Raw genomic sequence first — 20,961 nt, forward strand, 5'->3', positions numbered from 1 at the left:
GGAGGAATGCCGATGCACTATGACCTGCTGATCCGCGGCGGCACCTGCGTCACGCCCTGGGGCGCCGAAGTCACCGATATCGGCGTTCGCGATGGGCGCATCGTAGCCATCGGAGCGCCAATCGGCGAGACCGCGGAGGTGCTGATCGACGCCGACGGCTTGCATGTCCTGCCGGGCCTGATCGACAGTCATGTGCACCTGCGCGATCCCGGCGATCCGGCCGTGGAGACGATCGAGACCGGCACGCGGGCTGCGGTTTTGGGCGGGATCGCCACCCTGTTCGACATGCCCAACACCGATCCGCCGATCGCTGATTTCGAGCGCCTCGCCTGGAAACGCGACTACATCGCTGGCCGCAGCTGGTGCGACATCGGCCTGTACGTGGCCGGCGCCAAGACCAACATCGACGCACTCGCCGCGCTCGAGCGCGAGCCCGGAGTCTGCGCCGTGAAAGTTTTCGCGGGGAGCTCCACAGCCTCCCTGATGATCGAGGACGACGCGCATCTCGAGCGGGCGATGCGATCCGGCCATCGGCGCATGGCCTTCCACAGCGAGGACGAATACCGCCTCCAGGCGCGCAAGCCGCTATTCAGCCGGGGGCAGCCATACCGAACCCACATGGAGTGGCGTGACGAGGAATGCGCATTCCTGGGGACCCGACGCCTGATGGCACTGGCCCGTAAGACCGGCCGAGCGACGCACATCCTCCACGTATCGACCGCTGAGGAACTCGAATACCTGCGGAACTTCCGCGACGTCGCGACCGTCGAGGTTCTGGTCAACCACCTGACTCAGGTTGCGCCCAATTGCTACGATACGCTCGGCGGGCTCGGGGTGATGAATCCGCCGATCCGCGGCGAGCGCCACCGGGCGGCCGCCTGGGCCGCCGTGCGCGACGGGACTGTCGATACGATCGGCAGCGACCATGCACCCCATGCCCGGGCAGCCAAGGAGCGGCCCTGGCCCGACTGTCCGGCCGGCCTCACCGGGGTCCAAACCTTAGTCCCGGTCATGCTCGACCATGTCGCAGCTGGGCGCCTGTCGCTGGCGCGCCTCGTCGACCTTATGGCGGCCGGCCCGGCCCGTGTCTACGGATTGCTTGGTAAGGGGCGCATCGCAGTCGGATACGACGCGGATTTCACCCTGGTGGATTTGAAGGCACGTCGCACCATAGAAGAATCCTGGATTGCGTCGCCCTGCGGTTGGACTCCTTTCGCGGGACTGCGCGTGACCGGATGGCCGGTCGCCACCATTGTCCGAGGCAAATCCGTCATGCACGATGACGAGGTCTTGGGCGATCCGGTCGGGTGCCTGGCGCGCTTCTCCGGCTGAGCCGAGGTGCCCCGATCAATCGCATCTGGTTTCGGCTACCAGCCAGGTGGTGAGGATCGCGACGGCGTCCGTTAGGTCGTCTATCTCCATGGCCTCATCGGGGTTGTGGCTGCCGTTAGCGTTGCGCACGAAGAGCATCGCCATCGGAACACCAGCTTTGGCGAAGGCCGCAGCATCATGCGAGGCCGGGCTGCCGAGGGGCATGGTGGCGATGCCAAGGGCTGTAGCCGCGGCCTCGAGACCGCCGCGGATCCGCGACGAGACTTCTCCGACCGCCACCTCGGCGCGCGGGCCGAGCACAATGTCGACATTGCGGCGCGCCACGATTGTCGCGACCTGGGCCAGGAATTGTTCCTCGATCTTTGCAAGCATGTTCGCCTCATAGGCGCGTACGTCCAGGCTGAACCGAAACTCGCCCGGGACTGTGGTCAGCCCGTGGGCTGCACCGTCGGTGTGGAACCGCCCGAACGTGACGGCCATAGGGCGGCCGGCCTCTTCGTTGGCCTGCCAGATCCGGTCAAGCGCCAGAGCGATCTCCGCGCCGGCCATGGCAGCGTCGCGCCGGAACCGCCGGGGCGTGCCAACATGGTCGTAGCGGCCGAGGATCTGGGCATCCGGATAGCGGAAGTTGCCCGGGATCCCGGTGCAGATGCCGACCGCGATCCCGGCCTCGACGAGACTCGGAGCCTGCTCGATATGCACCTCCAGGAAGGCGTGGATCGCAGACGGATCGAGCGGTGGCGCACCTCCGCGCAGGGCCTCGGGATCACCGCCGGAGGCCGCGATGTGATTGGCGAGGTCGCGCCCGGTATCGACCCGAGTGATGGCCAGCGCTCCCTCCGGCAGAGTGCCAAGTGCCGCTCGACTTCCAAGGTAGGATACCTGGAACCAGACGCTCTCCTCGGCGCGCACGGCCATGACGGTGATATCGCGGTCCGGGATCAGTCCAAGGCTCTGGATCGCCGCGACAGCCGCGAGCCCAGCGACGACCCCGGCGGCCCCGTCGAAGTTGCCGCCGTGCGAGACGGTGTCGAGATGGGAGCCGATTAGAATCGGTGGCAGGGTGCGGTTCCTGCCTGGTAGCGTCATGTAAGTATTGGCGGCGGCATCCTGGCGGATGGACAAACCTAGATCATCTGCGCTGCGCATCACGAGAGCGTGGGCCTCGGTCTCCTCCGGGCTGTACGAGGGCCGGGTGAACCCAGGATCGTTCCGGCCGCAGCAGGCGAGCTCTGTCAACAGATGCTCCGCCCGCCCTCGTTGCTGGCGGACCGCTTGGCGGAGAGCTGTGACGGATGCTTGTTCCAATGGGTTTCTCCCTGGCCGGGACAGAAATCTCGCCGCCCATCACGCCGGTCTCGTTGGGCTCCCCATGATCGCCCGGCAGTATTGGTTCAGGCCTGCACGGCGATGATCGACACGTGTGCGGAGACCACCTTCCACCCGATATTGGGCAGGCGCATCCATGTCTGGCTTTGGCGCCCTATACCGGGCTTGCCGCGCGGCTTGAACTCAAGGTTTACGGTGGCGACGTCTGAGCCGATCGTCAGGATCTCCAGCCGGATGCGTGCCTCCTTGGTCCCCCCAGGCGGTGGATCGGCCGCGATGCGAGCGGCATGAATCGCCGCGAAGCCATAGCCATTCTCGCCCACGGCGTAGCGGATCGTGTGAGGGCTGTCCCAGAAGGTCGCGTCCAGAACCGCGACCTCCTTGTCGATCAGTGCCTGCTCGTAGCGCTCGAACAGGGCCGAGACCTCGGCCACGACTTCGGGGCGGTTTACGGTCGCGTCCATCTAGGCCTCCAGGGCGAGAGCGGTGCGGATTAGGTTGAGGTCGGATCCGCGCGCACCGATGATCGACAAGCCCACCGGGGCGCCATCGACCTGCCCGCCCGGAATGTTCACCTGCGGGACGCCCGTGAGGCCGCCGTGGCTCGTCAGGCAACTGATGCGCTCACGCAGCGGATTAAGCACACTAAGTGGTAGCCCGCGCCTAGGGGCCGGGAACGGTGTGGTTGGATGACACAGGATGGTCCCGGGGGGCAGAAGCCGTGCCATGCGCGCCCGTGCCTCGATCCGCATCAGGTTCGCGGCGCTGCGCTCGGCCTCCGTCATCATCGAGCCCTGGACGAGCGCTCGGGCTACGGAGAAGGCGAGGCGCGGATTGTGGGTGTCGAGCCAGGGTTCGAAGGTCTGCCACGCCTCGCTGCTCTGCAGGACGCGCTGTGCTCGCTGCCACACTGACAGGCCCTGCGGCGCCATCGTCACGTCGCGCCGGTTGCCGATCAGGGCGGCCAGCCGGTCGATGAACGGTGTTAGCGTCTGCTGCACCGCGGCGTCGGCGAAGCCGAGCGCATCCGCGGCCACAAGCAGCGTATCTGGCAGCCGATCCGGCATCGCCGCGCCGAACAGGACTTCGCCGACCTGAGCGAAGGTCTTCGGATCGCGGGCGAACCAGCCGCAGGTATCGGCGCTCGGAGCCTGGACGCAGATCCCGGAGAAATCGATGCGACCATGGGTCGGGCGGATCCCGTAGAGGCCGCAGAAGCTCGCCGGCACACGCACGGAACCCCCGCTGTCGGTGCCCAGCGCGAAGTCACAGGCTCCCGAGGCTACAGCTGACGCCGAGCCGCTGGATGAACCACCGGGCACCCGGTCCGGTGCGGCTGGATTCAGCGGGGTGCCGTCATGGGCATTCTCGCCGAGGATCCCCAACGAGACCTCGTCGGTGACGGTCTTGCCCACCACCGAAGCGCCCGCGTCGAGGAGCGTCTGTACCGCCCAGGCGTGTCGCGCCGGAGTCGGGTAGATTCGCGGCCAATCCGGGTTGCCGCCACCGGTGGGGATCCCGGCGACGTCGATCAGGTCCTTCACGGCGAAGCCGAGCCCAGCGAGCGGCCCGGTCGCGGAGCCTGCGACGCGGGTGCGCGGCCCCGGAAGGAATGGGTCGGTCGACATGGCGGACTGCTCGGGCATCATGCGGGGATCGATTCCTGCCATTGGGCGCCGGGCACGGCTGCAAACAGCGCCCGGGTGTAAGGGTGCTTAGGCGCGAAGAAGATCTCGGACGTGGGCGCGACCTCGACCACCTGGCCGGCCCGCATCACGGCGATCCGGTCGCAGACCTGCAGGGCGACGCGCAGGTCGTGGGTCACGAACACCATGCTGAGGTGCAACCGCGCTTTGATGTCGGCGAGCAGAGCCAGAACCTGGGCTTGCACGGAGACGTCCAGGGCTGAGACCGGCTCGTCGGCCACCAGCACCTCGGGCTGCATGGCCAAGGCGCGGGCGATGCCGATCCGCTGACGCTGGCCGCCGCTGAATTCATGCGGGAAGCGCTGCGCCCCCGCGCGGTCGAGGCCGACGAGCGCCAGCATCTCGCGGGCTTGGGCCTTGGCGACCTCCGGCATGGTGCCATGGATGATCGGGCCTTCGGCGACGATGTCGACGACGCGCTGGCGCGGGTCGAGGGATCCGTAGGGGTCCTGGAACACCATCTGCACCCGCTTGCGGTGCGGACGCATCTGGCGGCGGGTCAGCGCGCCGACGCTGTGCCCGGAGAGAAGGATCTCGCCGCTATCGACGGGCATCAGCCGGGTGATCGCCCGCGCCAGGGTGCTCTTGCCCGAGCCGCTCTCGCCGACGAGCCCTAGGGTCTCCCCCCGCCGCAGCTCTAAATCGACGCCATCGAGCGCGCGGGTGATGCGCCCGCCGAACAGGCCGCGCGCACCGTAGGTTTTCTCGACCGCCCGGACTTCGACCACCAGGGGGGCCGTGCTGGGCGGTCGTTGCGGCGGCGGCGCCAGCCTGGGCACCGCCGCGATCAAGGCGCGCGTATAGGGATGCTTCGGGGCGCCAAGAACCGAAGCTGCGGGGCCCTGCTCAACCAGGGTGCCCTTCTGCAGCACCGCGACCGTGTCGGCGATGTCGGCGACCACACCGAAATCGTGTGTGATGAACAGGACGCTGGTCCCGTGCTCACGCTGCAATTCCCGGATCAGGTGAAGGATCTGCGCCTGGGTGGTCACGTCCAGCGCGGTGGTCGGCTCGTCGGCGATGAGAAGCCGTGGGTTCAGCGCCAGCGCCATGGCGATCATCGCGCGCTGGCGCTGGCCGCCGGAGAGCTGGTGGGGATAGGAGCGCAGGAGCCGAGCGGGCTCCGGCAGGTGGACGCTGTCGAGAAGTGCGACGACCCGAGCCCTCCGGTCGGCGCGGCCGAGCGCCGTATGGATTCGCAGGACCTCGTCAAGCTGGCGCCCGATCGTGTGAAGCGGGTTGAGAGCCGTCATCGGCTCTTGGAAGATCATCGCGATGCGCGCCCCTCGGATGCGGCGCATCTGCTTCGGCGTGATCGTCGCGAGGTTCTCACCCTCAAAGTCGATGCGCCCGCCGGAGACGCGCACGTGCGGCCCGGGCAGCAATCCGAGGATCGCGCGCGCCACCAGCGACTTGCCCGATCCGCTCTCGCCGATGAGGCAGGTGACGGCGCCCGGCCGCAGCACGAGGTCCACGTCGGTGACCGCGTTCGGCCTGTCCGCGCCCGAGGGCAACGCGATCGTCAGCTTCTTGATGTCGAGGACGGAGTCGCTCATCGCTCGCGGAGCCTCGGGTTCAGTGCCTCATTCAAGCCATCGCCAACGAGATTGATGCCGAGAACGGTGAGCAGAATTGCGATGCCCGGGAAGGTGCAGATCCACCACGCCGAGCGCAGAACTGCGCGTCCGGCACTGATGATCAGGCCCCAGCTCATCACGTTCGGGTCGCCGAGCCCGAGGAACGCGAGCCCTGCCTCGATCAGGATAGCCGTCCCGATCAGCAGCGACCCCACGGCGATGATCGCCGAGGCGCAGTTCGGCAGCATGTGGCGGAAAATGATGCGGGCGTCGCCCGCCCCCAGGCCGTCGCAAGCGAGCACGAACTCGCGCCCGCCAAGCGCCACGAACTCGCCCCGCACCAGCCGGGCGATGCCCGGCCAGGAGACCGCCGCGATGGCCACTATCTCGCTGGTGAGCGACGGCGACAGGATCGCCACGATGAGGATCGCCAGCACGAAGGCTGGGATCGTCTGGAAAAACTCTGTGAGCCGCATCAGCGCGATCTCGACGCCGCCCCGGTAATAGCCGGCCAATCCCCCGACGAGGGTTCCGAACAGGATTGCGGCAAGCGTCGCGCCGAGCCCAATCATTAGCGAGGTGCGCGCGCCGTAGGCGATCTCCGCGGCGACATCCCGCCCGAGCGTGTCGGTGCCGAGCAGGAACCGGCCACCCGGCGGCTGGAGCGCGGGCCCGACCAGGCGAAACGGATCGTCGGGAAACAGCAGCGGGGTGAGCGCCACGAGGGCAAGCAGCCCGAGCAGCACGGTCGCTCCGAGGAGCGCCAGTCGGTTGCGCGCGAACCGCGCCAGAGCGGACCGCATCGCTACAGCTCCATCCGGGGATCGAGGCAGACGTAGACGAGGTCCACGGCGAGGTTGATCACCACCACGAGGCAGGCAGAGACGAAGAAGATGCCGAGCAGCAGGTTGAGGTCGCGCGACTGGAGCGCGTTGAAGGCCAGGGTGCCGACCCCGGGCCATCCGAACACCGTCTCGACCACGATCGAGCCGCCGATCAGGTTGCCGGCCTGTACCCCCGCCATGGTGACCACCGGCAGTAGGGCGTTGCGCAGGACGTGGCCGGTCATCACCCGGGTCTCGGTCTGACCCTTGGCCCGGGCCGTGGTGACGTAGTCCATGCCGACCTGTTCCAGGACGGAGGCGCGCATCACCCGGGCGTAAACGGCGAGGTAGAAGAGCGAGAGGGCAACGGCCGGCATGACCAAGTGACGCCCGACATCCCAGACCTCGTCCCAGCCCTCGTTGTCGGCCCCCACCGTGTCGAAGCCGCTGGTGGGCAGCCAGCCGAGCCGGATCGCGAAAATCACGATCATCATCAGGCCGAGCCAGAATCCCGGCGTGGCATAGGCCACCAGGCTGACGAGCGAGATCACCGCGTCGCGCCAGGAATTGCGCCCGGTCGCGGCCGCGAGGCCCAGAAGCGTGCCGATGACCAAGGCGGTCCCGAAGGCGGTCAGCATCAGCAGGCTCGTCGGCCACAGCCGGTCGAGGATCAGGCTTGCCACAGGGCTGTCGTTTCGGAATGAGTAGCCGAGATCGAGGTGAAGCATGTTGAGCAGGTAGACGCCGAACTGCGTCGCCATCGGCTGGTCGAGGCCGAACTTGTGCCGCAGCTGCTCCATGTATTCCGGGCTGGCCGCCCCGCTCTCGCCAGCCAGAACCGACGCCGCATCGCCCGGCGCCAGGTGGATCAGGAAAAAATTTAGCACGACGATGCCCAGGACCACCGGGATCGCCAGCAGAAGCCGATGACCGAGAAAGCGCGCGAGCCGCACGGGATTACTTATCCATCCAGGCTCGCTCAAACGCCTGTTGTGTGCCCAGCGGTCCGGTGGTGTGATCCTTGAGGCGCCGGTTGAAGACACTCACGTATTGCACGTCGATCAGCCAGATCATCGGACTGTCCTCGGCCAGGATCTGCTGGACCTTTTTATAGATCGCCCCGCGCTTTTCCGGGTCCAACTCGCGCGCGCCCTCGCCGAGCATCCGGTCGACCTCTGGGTTCGCGTAGAACGTGTCGTTGACGAAGGTGACACCTTTTCGGATCTGCGATGTCAGGAACTGCTTGTTCAACCCGTAGACCGGATCGACGCCCTGGCTCAGAAACGGCTCGTTGATGTCGTAATCGTAGTTCGTATAGACGCGCCGCAGCCAAGTCGCGGTGTCTTCCGAACGGAGTGTCACGTCGATTCCGACCCCGCCAAGCGCCTGTTTGAGGTACTCGGCCTGCCGCAGCCACTGCTCGCCGAACGAGTTCACTTCCAGGTGCAGGGCAAAGCGTATCCCGCCCGCTCCGCGGGGCGCACCGGCCTCATCGAGCAGGCGGTTGGCGATCTCCAGTCGATCCGGCACGTCATACTGACGCACGTCGTCGGTGTAGAGGCCAGCCGTCTTAAATTTGCGGCTGAGCGGACCCGAGGCGGGCAGGCCATAACCGAACATCACGTCCCTGAGGATGACGTTGCGGTCGATCGCGTAGGCGATGGCTTGGCGCACCGGCTTCTTCTGGAGTTGCGGATGGCGGCCGTTCAACTCCAGGACGCTCTGGGCCGGCGTCATCTCGTAGCCTTGGGTCGTCAGGTCGAGGACTGGATTGGTCTTCATCCGCGCGAGATCGGCATAGTTCACCGCGCTGTAGCCGGCGAAATGGGCTTCCCCGGCCTCCATGGCGGCCGAACGCGTTGCGGCATCCGGGATGAAGCGGGCGACGATACGATTGAGGTACGGTAGCCCTGGCCTCCAGTAATTCTCGTTGCGGTCGAGCCGCACGGACTGACCGCGCTCCCAGCTCACGAACTTGAACGGGCCGGTCCCGATCGGCTTGTTGGCGGTCGGGTTCTGAAGGACATCGGTTCCCTCGAACACCGATCGGCACAGGATCGGCAGGTCGCGCCCCGAGAGCGCTTTCATGATGTACGGGGCAGGGTTGGCGAGGCGCAGCACCGCGGTCATCGGATCGGGCGTATCGACTGCTACCAGTTCTGCAAGCATTACTGGGGCGACAGGATTATACTTCTTCAATATTTCCATAAAGGAGTATTGCACGTCCGCGCTGGTGAACGGCTTGCCGTTGTGAAAGGTCACGCCCTCCTGAAGTGTGAATGTGATGGTCTTGCCGTCCGGTGCGACATCCCACGACTTGGCGAGGTTGGGCCGTGGGTTCAAATCCCAGTCGTAGGTGCACAGACCTTCATAGACCTGGGTGGCAATTGGCGGGATGTTGCCGGCCGACACGGCGTAATGAGCTAAGGTCGAAGGCTCTGGATGCACGATCATCACCATCGTGCCGCCCCGCTTCGGTTCGGCTGCGCTTGCGCCGCTCGAGGCCGCGGCGAGACCGAGTGGGAGCGCCAGCACCGTGCGGCGGGAGAAATCAGTCAAGTGAGATGTGCGAGACAAGCCGAAGGACTCCTGAAGTTGAGGGGGCTTCAGCAACGGTCGTGCCACCGGGAGGACAAATTCATCCCATTATGATGTCGATTGATCGGGGGGATCTGCGCACGGCATCGAAGACCGCGTGAAAGCAAACTGGAAATAAGTCTTTATCTCCGATGCCGGATGCCTGAGTTCCGCCTCGGAACGAACTTTGCCATGAGCTGCGACCGAGCCGTCCCTGGCTCGCGTTTGGAGCCATTGAACACGATGCTCGAATCCGGACGGACGATCAGGCTCGGGATGCTTACCCCTTCGTCGAACAGCGTGCTCGAACCGATGACGGCGCGCATGCTGGACGGACAGGACGCGGTCACGGCCCATTTTTCACGCGTGCGCGTGACGCAGATCGGCTTGTCAGCCGTCGCACTGGGCCAATTCGCGCAGGATCCGATGCTCGCGGCCGCCGACCTGCTCGCCGATGCGCGAGTCACCTCGATCCTTTGGAACGGGACGGCGGGTGCCTGGCTTGGCTTCGACAATGACGTGGCGCTCGCAGCGGCGGTGACCGAGCGAACCGGCGTGCCGGCCTCGACCTCCGCGCTTGCTTTCCGCGACCTGTTTTGGCGACGCGGCATCGAACGCATTGGGCTGGTGACCCCCTATACCGGGGACGTCCAGGCGCAGATCCAGGCGAATTGGCGCTCCAGCGGGTTCGACTGCTCGGCAGAGCGGCATCTCGGTCTCTCAGAGAACTTCGAATTCGCTCTGGCCGGCGCAACCGAGATTGCAGGCATGGTGCGCGCCGTCGCGGCAGAGGGGGCGCAGGCCGCGGCTATCGTCTGCACCAACCTCGCGGGCGGCGCGATCGCCTCCGCCCTGGAGGCCGAACTGGGCATCCCAGTCTACGATTCGGTAGCGGTCAGCCTTTGGAAGGCCATGGACCTTGCCGGTGCAGGCACCGAGGCGATCATCGGATGGGGCGAAGTGTTCGCGATTGCCTGAGCGACCGGCCTTAGACCGGGTCGTCATCGGCTTTGCGGTGCTCGATCCACCGCTGCAAAGCCGGCGCGAAGCCGGTGGCGGGCTTGGCCGGCGGACGCGCGAAGCGGCCCGCCCGCGGCGGCTTTACGGCGAGCCGGACCATGACCTGCGCCTGCCCGAGCGCGGCCGAGAGCGGATCGATCAGCGGGACCGGGACCGCCTCGGCAATCCGTGCAGCCAGGCCGGTAAGCGGCGCTCCGGCTAGGATCACCGCGTCGGCACCATCCTCGGTCACAACTTGGTTCGCCAGGGCGACGATCTCTGCCTCAAGCTCGTGCTGAACCTCCGTGACCGACCGGAAGCCGACCGCAACCGACCGGACACAGGCGCATCGGGCAGAGAGTCCGGCCAGCAGCACCGCATCCTCGTACCAGGGCAGCAGAGTGCCCGAGAACGTCACGACACCAAAGCGCTGGCCGAGCATGCACGCGGTGAGCATCGCCGCCTCGGCCATCCCAACGACGGGCAGGTCGAACAGCTCGCGTGCCGCGATCAGGCCGGGATCGCCGAAAGCCGCGATCACGGCGGCGTCGAAGCCGGATTGGTGTTCGGCCAGAGTTTCCAGCACGGCTGCGCCGGCGAGCTGCGCCTCTGCTCGGCTCGCGATGTAGGGGAGGCCGTGCGCCGCCGTCAGTGCGGTGAGCCGCACGTCCGGGGCCAGCGCACTGGCGACGGCAGCCTCCATCCGGGCCGTCATGGCCGCCGAGGTGTTCGGGTTGACGAGGAGGATTCTCACGCCTCAGACGCGCGAACTCGGGCGGTAGAACGGCTCGTGCCGAGCGGGGTCGATATAGTCGGCGTAAAAGCGCCGGGCGTGAGGAAGGAGGGCCTTGGAGAGCTGACGCCGCTCGACCTCATCGTCTGACAGGGCGCGTGCCAAGTCGTCGTGCAGCGCCTTCAGGGCAGCGTCGCGGTCGACCCGGGTGAAACGGCCATCAGCGTAGAGCACCTCGCCGTCGCACAGCACCGTTGTGACACCGCCGGTCTTGGCACGCTGAATTACAGCGTCGAGTAGCGGCGTCTCGGCGTCGAGGTAGGGATATGCGATCTGGTCCCAGTCCAACAGCACGAGGTCGGCGGCCTTGCCGACCTCGATCGTGCCGAGGCTGTCGCCGAAGCCGGTGGTGCGGGCGCCTCCGACAGTCGCCATGCGCAGCACCTGGGCCATGCCCGGCACGTCGGCCTCGTCCATGCCGGGCACCCGGTGGGCGCGCAGCACAAGCCGCATCTCTTGGAGCATGTCGCGATCGTCGTTGATGCCTGCTTCGTCGAGTCCAATCGCGGTGTTGATGCCCTTCGCCTCGAAGCGGTTGAGAGCCGCCACCCCCGAACGCAGCCGGAAGTTCGAGGAGCAGTTGTGGCAGATGCAGGTTCCGGTCGCGGCCACGCGGTCGATGTCGGCCTCGTTCAGCCAGACGCCATGGCCGAGCGTCATACGCGGCCCCAGCAGGCCGAACCGGTCGAGATGTTCCACTGCCGTCCCGCCGCTGCGCTTTTCTGCGTAGGCTTTCTGGTAGGCGGTCTCGACCAGATGCATGTGCATCGGCACATTGTAGGATTCGGAGAGCCCGGACAGGCCCTCGAGCGCCGCGTCGGAGCACCAGTGGAGGTTGGCCGGGGCAAGCTGTATCTTGGCCCGTGCAGCCCCGGCCTGGCCTGAATGCAGGCTGCGGAATAGCGCGAAATTGTCCTCCAGTGACATCTGAAAGCGTTCGAACCAGCGCTTCATCGGATCTTGAAGCGAGGTCGGCAGGCTCGCCACGAAATCCATGTCCGCCTGGTAGACGAGTCGGTTCTGGTCGCGCACCGCGAAGCAGTACGAAACCCGCATGCCGATGTCGCGATAGGCACGCAGCACCTCGTTCGAGCGCGCCTCGACCTCCTCCAAAGAGCCGGGCATCCACCCGTGGATGTGCTGGACCGTGGTGATCCCGGAGCCGACCATCTCGAAGGCCGAGTAGAGAGTATCGAGATAGAGGTTCAGGTTGCGCGCCACCATGCGGGTGACGAACCAAAGCTCAAGCGGCATGTCGGGGGAGCCGAGCTGGACCGGCGTCAGACCGACATGGTGGTGCCCGTTGACGAAGCCAGGCAGCAGGATCTCGCGGCCCGAGCCGATCACGGGCACGTCGGGATAGCGCGCGTGCAGCTCCGCGTAGGTGCCGACCGCCTCGATCACCCCGTCCTTCTGGAGCACAGCTCCGTCGGCAACCTCCTCCCACCGCTCACGGTCGAGTGTGCGGGTGATCATCCGCCGGCTGCGAATCAACGATGTGGCCATGCTTCGGTCCGTTATGGTCGGAATTGGTCAGGCAAGCGCTTCCTGCTCGGCGAAGGCCCGATCGACCTCATCACGCAGGAGTTCGGTGAGATGCCGCCGCATCGCTTCGGCACCGGGCGAGAAAGGGTCGCGGGGGCGCGGCAGGGTGTTGACCACGATCGTTTTGATTCGGCCCGGACGCGCGGTGAACACCACCACTCGGTCGGCCAGCGCCACCGCCTCGTCGATGTGGTGGGTCACGAAAAGCACCGAGGCGCCGCTGTCGCGCCAGACATCGAGCAGGAAGTCCTGCATCTTCTGGCGGGTCTGCACGTCGAGCGCCGCGAAGGGTTCGTCCATCAGAAGGACTTTGGGGCGCATGGCCAGCGCCCGGGCAACCGCTACGCGCTGACGCATGCCCCCCGACAGCTCGTCGGGCCGCTTGTCGAACGCCTCGGCGAGGCCGACCCGCTGGAGGGCGGATCGCGCGATGCTCCGGCGCTCCGATTCCGGAACACCCTTTAGCGATAGGCCAAAGCTGACGTTCTGCCAGACGCTGAGCCAGGGGAAGAGCGAAGTCTCCTGAAAGATCAGGCTGCGTTCGGGGGATGGTCCAGCCACCGGTTCGCCAAAGGACTGGATCCGCCCCCCTGTGGCGGCCTCGAGCCCGGCGATCAGGTAGAGCAGCGTGCTCTTCCCGCAGCCGGACGGGCCGAGGAACACCACGAACTCGCCGGGCTGCACGTCGAGGTCAATGTCGCGCAGGGCCTCGTGGGCGCGGGCGGTGCCGGCGGCCCAGACCTTGGAAACACCGCGGCAGGACACAGCGTCGCTCTGGCCGGACACGGCCGGGCGATCGGTAACGGAGAGATGGTCAGAGGCCAAGGGAAGACCCCGCGTCGCGTGGCAGCCAATAGAGCATCCGCCGCTGAACCAGCCGAAACAGCAGATCAAAGGCAAAGCCGAGGAGGCCAATCAGCGTGATGGTGAAGAAGACCAGCGACGGGTTGAAGGTGTTACGCGCCAGCATGATCACCTGACCGAGCCCGTAGCCAACGCCGGTCGCCTCGGCGACGAGGACCACCATCCAGGCCCCGAACAGGTTGAGACGAAGCACTGCCAGAAGCCCCGGCAGGATCGCCGGCACGATCACTCGTGCGTAGATCTGGCGCTTCGACGCACCCATCGTCCGGGCGACGTTGATGTAGTTCCGGTTGACCCCGTCGATCTGATGGATGGTGGAGAGGACCATCGTGAAGAATAGGGCGATGAACACCATGAAGATCGCCGGAGCGTTGCCGATCCCGAACATGAAGATCGCCACCGGCAGCCACGCGATCGGCGAGACCGGCGCCAGGAGCGTGATGGTCGGCAAGGTCAGCCGCTCGAACAGCACGAAATAGCGGATCGCCACGCCGACCAGGATCGACAGGGTCGCGGCCAGGAACAGTCCTGCCAACACCCGGCCGGTAGAGGCCATCACTGTGATCAACACCGCCATGGCGGGGCTTGGGCCGGCGTTCATCCCGGTGCCGATCTGCCAGCGTTGGGCGGTGTTGAAGAAGCGTGCCTGCTCGACGAGGTTGCCGAGGAAGATGTGCGGCGGCGGCAGCAGCTTGGCATCGGCGATGCCGAACGCCCAGAGCAGCTCCCAGAGGCCGGCGAAGCAGCCGACTGAGACCAGCATCCAGCCGATCCGTTGCAGAAGCGGGACGAGCCCGTCGGGCAGAGCGAGGCGCTGCGCGAACGGGAGGCGCGGCTGGCCGTGCGGGACGGCGGCGGCGCGGGCGAGATCGATGGCCATCCGCTCAGGCCGACTTCAGCTTGAGCTTGCCGTAGAGCTCCGGGTTTTCGGCGATGACCTGTTCCAGCAGGGTCCAGTCGATCGCGTCGCGGCCGGGTTTCTTCTTAATGTAGCCCATCTCGGCGACGGAATCGGTCCGGTCGAGGATGAATTGGGTCTGGTTGCGGGCGTCCACCACCGAGGGCTGCCGGCCCATGGCGAGCTGGGCGTTGCTCATCGAGGTCTTGTAGTAGGAGCCGACGAGCTTGTTCAGGGCGGCCTGGGGGTCGCCCTCGGCCAGGGCCTGAGCCTTCATCATGCTCTTGATCAGAGCTTTAACGGCGCCCGGGTTCTTGGCCATCAGCTCATTGCGCACGGCGAGCACGCAGTCAGTATAGCCCTTACCGTAGATGTCGGTGCCGTCGGAGAGCTTTACGGCGCCCTTCACGTCGGTCAGCAGCGCCGTGCCGTAGGGCTCGATCGTGGAGATGATGTCGAGGGCGCCGGCGCGGAACGCCTCCACGGCCTCCGGGGTGGACCCCATGTAGCGGACCGTGATGTCCTTGAAGGCGACGCCGTTCTTCTTCAGCCAGTCGTAGGGCAGTACTTCGAGCGTATCGAGCTGGAAGGTGCCGAGCGTCTTGCCCTTGAGCTTCTCCGGACTGTCGAGGCCCGGCTGGGCTACGAGCACGCAGCCCTCGATGCCGCCGCCCGCCACGATCTTCACCGGGGCACCCGCATCGTAGAGTGCCATGAAGCTAGTGTAGGGCATCACGCCGGCATCGACCTGACCCATCCCGAGGAAGGTGACCTGATCCGAAAAGGTCGGCGTGTTCACGAAGTCGATGGTGAGACCGTCGTCCTTGGCGAGTTGCATCGCCTCGGCCAGGAAGAAGTTCAAATTGCAGAAGCCGGTCCCGTGCGTAGCCCGGATGCCGGTGGCCGCCGCGGCCTGGCCGATCGTGCCGGGCCCCACGGCGAGCGTGAGCGCCGCGGCAGTTCCGCCGAGAAAGCGTCTGCGGCTGGGCTTGAACCGTGAGAAATCGGGAACGCGATAATCGCCGTGACGGTCGCACATATCGGCTCTCCTCAGGAGGCGGATGTCGGAGTCTTTCAGGCGGTGCGCCGGCTCCCGGCCGGACGCGCGACGATGTCGAGGTCGTGACAGGGGCAAAGCGGTCGCGGAGATCCGGTCACCCGGCACCTCACAGTATCGACGGCACGCCAACCCGTAGTCGTCGCTTTGCGCGACGCTGCGCTGATGTGATGCTCACAAGAAGCGTGCCATTCGCGACCGAAACGTCTGGTAGGACGCGCCTCGACCGGCGCAGGCATTCCTGCGCCCCGGTGACGTGGGCTGGATGCACCCGCCCTCGTGATTTTGACGAAGTCGCGCCCCGTTTCCGACGGTTGAGAAGCTCGTAATTGATACGATAATTTTGACGTTCACAGCCGAAGACCGCCATTCGTGCGCGCATGTGCCGCCAATATGCGCAAGATCCTCGCCGGCCTGCAGCCTCTTTGACCTTCCCGGCTACCGAACATCGGCCGACAATCGGGCGCTCAACCCATGGGAGCTTCGGGATCGATGACGCATCTCACGCGGCGCAGCTTCGTCGGCACCGCGGCGCTGCTCGCGGCACCGGCTCTCATCCGGCCGGCCTTCGCCGCCGACACCGTCAAGCTCGGCTGCCTGTTCTCGTCATCCGGCACGATGGCCAATATTGAGGGCCGGCTGAACCACGTGGTCCGCATGGCCGCCGACGAGATCAACGGCCGCGGCGGCGTCAACGGGCGCCAGATCGAGGTGCTGACCTCCGATCCGGCCTCGGACTGGCCACTCTACGCGCAGGTCGGACGGCAGATGCTGCAGCAGGAGAAGGTCGCGGCCCTGTTCGGCTGCTGGACCTCCGTGTCCCGTAAATCGGTTCTGCCCGTCGTCGAGCAGAATGACGGGTTGTTGTTCTACCCGCTCCATTTCGAGGGCGACGAGAATTCCAAGAACGTCGTCTACGTGAACTCGCCGCCCGCGAGCTCCGTGCTGCCGGCGGTGGACTACCTGATGGGTCAGGACGGCGTCGGCGCGAAGCGCTTCTTCATGATCGGCTCGGACTACGTCTGGCCGCGCACGATCAACAAGCAGCTGAAGGGGTACTGGAAGAGCAAGGGGATCCCGGAAAGCGCGTGGCGCGAGGAATACGTCCCCTTCGGCTTCTCGAACTTCCAGACCCTCGTGAACCAGGTGCGCAGCTTCGCCAGCCAGCCCGGGGGCCAGCCGATCGTGGTGCTGACCGTCGTCGGCTCCTCGATCCCCGATTTCCTGCGCGAATTTGCCAACCAGGGCATCAGCGCCACCGACGTGCCGATCCTTGGGCTCGACATGGTGGAAGCGGATCTCGAGGGTCTCGATACCGGCAAGCTCGTCGGCCACCTGAACTGCTGGGCCTATCTCCAGGCCGCCAAGGGCGAGCGGAACAAGACGTTCCTCGGCGACTGGGCCTCATACGTAAAGGCCAAGAATGTCCCATTCAGTGCAGATACGGTGATCGATCCGATGGTCTCGGCCTACGACAGCGTCCATCTCTGGGCGCTGGCCGCCGCCAAGGCGGGCTCCTTCGCGGTTCCAGAGGTGCGCAAGGCCTTCGCGGGCCTCAGCTTCGACGACCCGTCGGGCTACACGCTGACCATGACGGGGGAGAACAACTACGTCTCCCGCGGCGTCTTCATCGGTTCGGTCAACGAGAAGCGCGGCTTCGACATGCTCTGGCAATCCGCCGACGCGCCGAAGCCGGTCCCGTTCAGCCCCTATGGTTGATCCGATTCGGCGTGCTCTCCTGGCGCTCTGGTGTCTGGCGCTCCTGGCAATCCCAGCCTCCGCAGCGCCGCTCGACCGGACGATGTTCGCCGGCTCCTTGTGCGGGGATGGCACCGCGCAGGTCGGCGCCGCCGAGGGGCTCGTCCGCGCCGGCGGCGATCTGCTGGCAGACGACCTCGCCTTCGCCGGGCGGCTCCTCGGCGCCCTCGCCGAGCGGCGCCTCACCTGCCCGCCGGACGGTGCCCTGCTGCTTGAGGGCCCGAATGCGGCGGAGGGCCAGGACGCCGTGACCGGCGCGCGCCGGCCGTCCGCCGAGGCACGCGCGCCGGTCCTCGGCCTGCGCCAGCGTGCCGCCGTCGAGACCGCACGCGGCGTGGTGGCGCTGCTCACCGAAGAGACGCCCGCGGCGCGCTCTGCCGGTCTCGCGGTCCTGGAACGGCGCATCGCCACCGTCCCGGCGGCGGTGCTCGATCGGGCGCGAAACGCGGAGACAGATGCTGCGCTGAAGGGGACGATCGCCGGCCTCGCCCAGGCGGCCGCCCTGTCCTCGCCCGATCCGACCCGGCGCCGGGCGGCGATCGCCGCCGTGGCCGCGAGCCCGTCCGGGGCCGCCGCGGCGCGGCTCGCCGCACTGAAGGGCGACCCCGCCTACGGTTCCGACCCGGCCTTCCGGGCCGCCCTCGATGCGGGTCTCGCCAAGGTCGGGCGTGCGGTCACGATCGGCGATGGCCTCGCGATCCTCTACAACGGCCTGAGCTTCGCCAGTATCCTCTTCATGGCGGCGGCCGGGCTCGCGATCATCTTTGGGCTGATGGGCGTGATCAACCTCGCGCAGGGCGAGTTCATCATGCTCGGCGCCTACGCCACCTACGGCGTGCAGGAGGCGCTGCGTCGGTTCGCCCCCGCGCTGCTCGACCTCTACCTCGTGGCGGCGATCCCGATCGCCTTCCTGGCGGTCGCCCTGGTCGGCATCGTCGTCGAGGCGCTGATCCTGCGCCACCTCTACCGGCGTCCGCTGATGAGCCTGCTCGCCACCTGGGCGGTGAGCCTGTTACTGGTGAACCTCGTGCGCGTCACCGTCGGCACCCAGAACCTCCAGTTCGCCATGCCGGCCTATGTCAGCGGCGGCGTGCCGCTCTACGCGGACTTCGTCGTCACCTGGAACCGCCTCTTCGCGATCGGCTTCGCGGCGGCGACGCTGGTCCTGACGCTCCTGATCCTGCGTCGCACCCCGCTCGGGCTCGATATCCGCGCCGTGACCCAGAATCGCGACATGGCCGCCTGCCTGGGGCTTCCGACCCGCCGGGTCGACCGGCTCGCCTTCGGGCTCGGCTCGGGGCTGGCAGGCCTCGCCGGCGTGGCTTTGTGCCCGATCTACAGCGTCAATCCCGGCATGGGATCGGGCTTCATCGTCGACAGCTTTATGGTCGTGGTGCTTGGCGGCGTCGGCAGCCTGGCCGGAACCCTGGTGGCGGCCCTCGGAGTTGGCGGCGCCAACGTGCTGATCGAGCCGATCTCGGGCGCGGTCGCCGCCAAGGTGATCGTGCTCGTTGGCATCATCCTGTTCCTGCAACGCCGGCCCGAGGGCCTGTTCGCGGTGCGGCGGCGGCGATGAGCGGCGCCGTGCAGCCGGCTCTGGCAAACCCCCTCGGACCGGCCCGCCGCACGGTGCTCGATTCCCTGGTCGCGGGCCTCGTCGGCCTCTGCCTTGCCGCTGCGGCGAGCCTTCTGGTCGCGCCGCCCGCGCCCTACCTCGTCAATGCGCTGGGCCAGCTTGCCGCTTTCGCGATCCTCGCGGTCTCCCTCGACCTCGTCTGGGGCTATCTCGGCATCCTCAGCCTCGGGCATGGGCTGTTCTTCGCGATCGGCGGCTATGTCTGCGCCATGCACCTGCTGGCCCACGGCGTCGCCGTGACCGGCGTGCTGCCGGATTTCGTGCAGTTCATGGGCTGGAAGAGCCTTCCGGCCTACTGGACCGGCCTCGACCACGCCCCCTACGCCTTCGTCCTCGCCCTGGCGCTCGCCGGCCTCGTCGCCTTCGTGTTCGGGCTCGCCTCGTTCCGCTCGCGGGTCAACGGCGTCTACTTCTCGATCATCAGCCAGGCGCTCGTCTACGTCGCGATGCTGCTGATGTACCGCAACGACACCGGGCTCGGCGGCAACAACGGCATGACGGGTTTCCCGCTGCTGTTCGGCTGGCCGATGGGTTCGCCCGGCGTGGTAACCGGCCTCGCGGTCACGGCCCTGCTGGCGCTGGCAGCGGTGCTCGTGGCCACCCGGCTGCTGGTCGGCAGTGCAGTCGGGCGCCGAATGCTTGCCTGCCGCGATGACGAGACCCGCCTGCGCACTCTCGGCTACAGCACCACCCGGTTGAAGCTCGGGATCTGGTGCCTCTCGGCCATGATCGCGGCGCTCGCCGGCATCCTGTACGTGCCGCAGGTCGGCATTATCAACCCGCGGGTGCTGGCGCCCGACCTTTCCATCGAGATCGCCGTCTGGGTCGCCATCGGCGGACTGGGACGGCTCGGCGGAGCGGTGATCGGTGCCATCCTGGTCAACGGCCTGAAGTTCTGGCTCAGCGCCGCGATGCCGGAGGCGTGGCCTTTCATCCTGTCGGGGCTGGTGCTCCTCGTGGTGCTGGGCCTGCCGAACGGCTTGCTCGATCTCGTGGGGTTGCGCCTACGCCCGACCTGGCTGCGGGGCACCCGATGAGCGCCCTCACAGTCGAGGCCCTGACCGTCGCCTTCGGCCGCTTCACGGCGCTCGATGCGGTGTCGCTCGCTGTCGACCCGGGCGAGGTGCGGGCGGTGATCGGCCCGAACGGCGCCGGCAAGACCACGCTGCTCGACGTGATCTCCGGTGTCACCAAGCCGGTATCGGGCCGGGTGATGCTCGGCGATCGCATCGACCTGACCAAGCGTTCCGAGGCCGAGATCGCCCGGGCTGGCGTGCGGAGGAAATTCCAAAAGCCCAGCGTCTTTCCGGCGCTCACCGTGCGCGAGAACCTTGAGATCGGCTGCGGGCCCGCGCTGGCGGCGCGCGAACGTCCCGCTCGCATTGCCTCGGTCCTGGGGGAGATCGGCCTCGCCCCGCGCGCTACGGTGCTCGCCAGCACCCTGGCGCATGGCGAGAAGCAGTGGCTGGAGATCGGGATGGTCCTGGCCGCCGAGCCCGCGCTCCTCCTGCTCGATGAACCCGTGGCCGGCCTGTCCGACGCAGAGACGGCCAAGACCGCCACGCTGATCCGAGCGCTCCGACGGCCGGACCGGGTGATCCTGGTGATTGAGCACGACATGGGCTTCGTCGAGGCCATCGCCGACCGGGTGACGGTCCTGCACGAGGGCCGGACGCTTTACGAGGGCAGCATGCCGGGCGCCCGGCGCGATGCCCGCGTGATCGAGGTCTTCCTCGGAAGATGACTCAAGCGTCCGCACCCGTGCGCCTCGGTGTCGAGGGGCTTGATCAGCATTACGGCAGTGCGCAGGTGCTGCGCGGGATCGGCCTCACGGTCGAGCCGGGGGCCTGCCTCGCCGTGCTCGGCCGCAACGGCGCCGGCAAGACCACGCTGCTGCGCTGCCTTACCGGCCTGATTCCGGCGAGCCGCGGCCGGATCGCCCTCGACGGGATCGACCTCACCCGCCTGTCCCCCGACCGGCGCGCCCGTGCGGGGCTCGCCTACGTGCCCCAAGGCCGCGAGATCTTTCCCGACCTGACGGTCGCCGAGAACCTGCGGGTCGCAGC

The 20,961-nt window shown here is 67.1% G+C and carries 19 protein-coding genes; 7 read left to right on the top strand and 12 right to left on the bottom strand.

Going from position 1 to position 20,961, the window contains the following annotated elements; all coding sequences use genetic code 11:
• The first annotated feature begins 12 nt into the window (after window positions 1-12).
• The gene (locus MKK67_RS05620) at window positions 13-1,332 is read left to right on the top strand and encodes a dihydroorotase (protein WP_243962693.1); all 1,320 of its coding nucleotides are present in this window, start codon (window positions 13-15) and stop codon (window positions 1,330-1,332) included.
• 15 nt (window positions 1,333-1,347) lie between these two features.
• Here MKK67_RS05620 and MKK67_RS05625 read toward each other — a convergent pair whose 3' ends face one another.
• The 7 genes from MKK67_RS05625 to MKK67_RS05655 all read right to left on the bottom strand — a co-directional run bounded on the left by MKK67_RS05625 (window position 1,348) and on the right by MKK67_RS05655 (window position 9,327).
• Complete coding sequence (locus MKK67_RS05625) at window positions 1,348-2,571, bottom strand: Zn-dependent hydrolase (RefSeq protein ID WP_243962694.1); 1,224 nt, start codon at window positions 2,569-2,571, stop codon at window positions 1,348-1,350.
• A gap of 155 nt (window positions 2,572-2,726) precedes the next feature.
• Complete coding sequence (gene hpxZ / locus MKK67_RS05630) at window positions 2,727-3,125, bottom strand: oxalurate catabolism protein HpxZ (protein ID WP_243962695.1); 399 nt, start codon at window positions 3,123-3,125, stop codon at window positions 2,727-2,729.
• Complete coding sequence (locus MKK67_RS05635; protein ID WP_243962696.1) at window positions 3,126-4,289, bottom strand: amidase; 1,164 nt, start codon at window positions 4,287-4,289, stop codon at window positions 3,126-3,128.
• Between the two features lie 17 nt (window positions 4,290-4,306).
• The gene (locus tag MKK67_RS05640; protein WP_243962698.1) at window positions 4,307-5,923 is read right to left on the bottom strand and encodes an ABC transporter ATP-binding protein; all 1,617 of its coding nucleotides are present in this window, start codon (window positions 5,921-5,923) and stop codon (window positions 4,307-4,309) included.
• Window positions 5,920-6,747: an ABC transporter permease gene (locus tag MKK67_RS05645; RefSeq protein ID WP_243962700.1), complete on the bottom strand. Its 828-nt coding sequence runs from the start codon at window positions 6,745-6,747 to the stop codon at window positions 5,920-5,922. The genes MKK67_RS05640 and MKK67_RS05645 overlap by 4 nt, the downstream gene beginning before the upstream one ends.
• A gap of 2 nt (window positions 6,748-6,749) precedes the next feature.
• Complete coding sequence (locus MKK67_RS05650) at window positions 6,750-7,721, bottom strand: ABC transporter permease (protein WP_243962702.1); 972 nt, start codon at window positions 7,719-7,721, stop codon at window positions 6,750-6,752.
• Window positions 7,722-7,725: 4 nt separating this feature from the next.
• A complete protein-coding gene (locus tag MKK67_RS05655) occupies window positions 7,726-9,327 on the bottom strand; it encodes an ABC transporter substrate-binding protein (RefSeq protein ID WP_243962704.1) in 1,602 nt (533 codons plus the stop codon).
• 261 nt (window positions 9,328-9,588) lie between these two features.
• Between MKK67_RS05655 and MKK67_RS05660 the strand changes: the two genes are divergently transcribed.
• Entirely contained in the window at window positions 9,589-10,323 is a 735-nt protein-coding gene (locus MKK67_RS05660) for an aspartate/glutamate racemase family protein (protein WP_243962722.1), read from the top strand.
• Between the two features lie 10 nt (window positions 10,324-10,333).
• Here MKK67_RS05660 and MKK67_RS05665 read toward each other — a convergent pair whose 3' ends face one another.
• Genes MKK67_RS05665 through MKK67_RS05685 form a run of 5 tightly spaced genes read right to left on the bottom strand, consistent with a single transcriptional unit; the run spans window position 10,334 to window position 15,483 of the window.
• A complete protein-coding gene (locus MKK67_RS05665) occupies window positions 10,334-11,098 on the bottom strand; it encodes an aspartate/glutamate racemase family protein (RefSeq protein ID WP_243962705.1) in 765 nt (254 codons plus the stop codon).
• Between the two features lie 3 nt (window positions 11,099-11,101).
• A complete protein-coding gene (locus MKK67_RS05670) occupies window positions 11,102-12,643 on the bottom strand; it encodes an amidohydrolase family protein (protein WP_243962707.1) in 1,542 nt (513 codons plus the stop codon).
• Between the two features lie 27 nt (window positions 12,644-12,670).
• Window positions 12,671-13,468, bottom strand: coding sequence for an ABC transporter ATP-binding protein (locus tag MKK67_RS05675; protein WP_409568369.1), 798 nt, complete (start codon window positions 13,466-13,468; stop codon window positions 12,671-12,673).
• A gap of 28 nt (window positions 13,469-13,496) precedes the next feature.
• The gene (locus tag MKK67_RS05680; protein ID WP_243962709.1) at window positions 13,497-14,426 is read right to left on the bottom strand and encodes an ABC transporter permease; all 930 of its coding nucleotides are present in this window, start codon (window positions 14,424-14,426) and stop codon (window positions 13,497-13,499) included.
• A 4-nt stretch (window positions 14,427-14,430) separates the two neighbouring features.
• A complete protein-coding gene (locus tag MKK67_RS05685; protein WP_243962711.1) occupies window positions 14,431-15,483 on the bottom strand; it encodes an ABC transporter substrate-binding protein in 1,053 nt (350 codons plus the stop codon).
• A 510-nt stretch (window positions 15,484-15,993) separates the two neighbouring features.
• On the opposite strand from MKK67_RS05685, the gene MKK67_RS05690 reads away from it, so the two are divergent.
• From MKK67_RS05690 to MKK67_RS05710, 5 genes are all read left to right on the top strand, one after another.
• Entirely contained in the window at window positions 15,994-17,220 is a 1,227-nt protein-coding gene (locus tag MKK67_RS05690; protein WP_243962714.1) for a transporter substrate-binding protein, read from the top strand.
• Entirely contained in the window at window positions 17,213-18,835 is a 1,623-nt protein-coding gene (gene urtB / locus MKK67_RS05695) for an urea ABC transporter permease subunit UrtB (RefSeq protein ID WP_243962716.1), read from the top strand. The genes MKK67_RS05690 and urtB overlap by 8 nt, the downstream gene beginning before the upstream one ends.
• Complete coding sequence (gene urtC, locus MKK67_RS05700; RefSeq protein ID WP_243962718.1) at window positions 18,832-19,932, top strand: urea ABC transporter permease subunit UrtC; 1,101 nt, start codon at window positions 18,832-18,834, stop codon at window positions 19,930-19,932. Before urtB ends, urtC begins: the two co-directional genes overlap by 4 nt.
• Window positions 19,929-20,639 carry an ATP-binding cassette domain-containing protein gene (locus tag MKK67_RS05705; protein WP_243962720.1) on the top strand — a complete coding sequence of 237 codons (711 nt, stop codon included), beginning with the start codon at window positions 19,929-19,931 and terminating at the stop codon, window positions 20,637-20,639. Before urtC ends, MKK67_RS05705 begins: the two co-directional genes overlap by 4 nt.
• Window positions 20,636-20,961, top strand: a 326-nt coding sequence (locus tag MKK67_RS05710) for an ATP-binding cassette domain-containing protein (protein ID WP_243962721.1), incomplete at its 3' end; no start/stop codon positions are given. The genes MKK67_RS05705 and MKK67_RS05710, both read left to right, overlap by 4 nt.

Origin of the sequence: Methylobacterium sp. J-072, from assembly GCF_022829425.1 — a bacterium.
Lineage (GTDB): Bacteria > Pseudomonadota > Alphaproteobacteria > Rhizobiales > Beijerinckiaceae > Methylobacterium.

What these genes read in the sequence shown, in the direction of transcription:
- MKK67_RS05620 (WP_243962693.1), top strand. Translation starts at nt 13, where the DNA reads ATGCACTATGACCTGCTGATCCGCGGCGGCACCTGCGTCACGCCCTGG.
- MKK67_RS05670 (WP_243962707.1), bottom strand. Translation starts at nt 12,643, where the DNA reads ATGGCCACATCGTTGATTCGCAGCCGGCGGATGATCACCCGCACACTC.
- MKK67_RS05660 (WP_243962722.1), top strand. Translation starts at nt 9,589, where the DNA reads ATGCTCGAATCCGGACGGACGATCAGGCTCGGGATGCTTACCCCTTCG.
- MKK67_RS05640 (WP_243962698.1), bottom strand. Translation starts at nt 5,923, where the DNA reads ATGAGCGACTCCGTCCTCGACATCAAGAAGCTGACGATCGCGTTGCCC.
- MKK67_RS05635 (WP_243962696.1), bottom strand. Translation starts at nt 4,289, where the DNA reads ATGTCGACCGACCCATTCCTTCCGGGGCCGCGCACCCGCGTCGCAGGC.
- MKK67_RS05680 (WP_243962709.1), bottom strand. Translation starts at nt 14,426, where the DNA reads ATGGCCATCGATCTCGCCCGCGCCGCCGCCGTCCCGCACGGCCAGCCG.
- MKK67_RS05645 (WP_243962700.1), bottom strand. Translation starts at nt 6,747, where the DNA reads ATGCGGTCCGCTCTGGCGCGGTTCGCGCGCAACCGACTGGCGCTCCTC.
- urtB (WP_243962716.1), top strand. Translation starts at nt 17,213, where the DNA reads ATGGTTGATCCGATTCGGCGTGCTCTCCTGGCGCTCTGGTGTCTGGCG.
- urtC (WP_243962718.1), top strand. Translation starts at nt 18,832, where the DNA reads ATGAGCGGCGCCGTGCAGCCGGCTCTGGCAAACCCCCTCGGACCGGCC.
- hpxZ (WP_243962695.1), bottom strand. Translation starts at nt 3,125, where the DNA reads ATGGACGCGACCGTAAACCGCCCCGAAGTCGTGGCCGAGGTCTCGGCC.
- MKK67_RS05685 (WP_243962711.1), bottom strand. Translation starts at nt 15,483, where the DNA reads ATGTGCGACCGTCACGGCGATTATCGCGTTCCCGATTTCTCACGGTTC.
- MKK67_RS05690 (WP_243962714.1), top strand. Translation starts at nt 15,994, where the DNA reads ATGACGCATCTCACGCGGCGCAGCTTCGTCGGCACCGCGGCGCTGCTC.
- MKK67_RS05705 (WP_243962720.1), top strand. Translation starts at nt 19,929, where the DNA reads ATGAGCGCCCTCACAGTCGAGGCCCTGACCGTCGCCTTCGGCCGCTTC.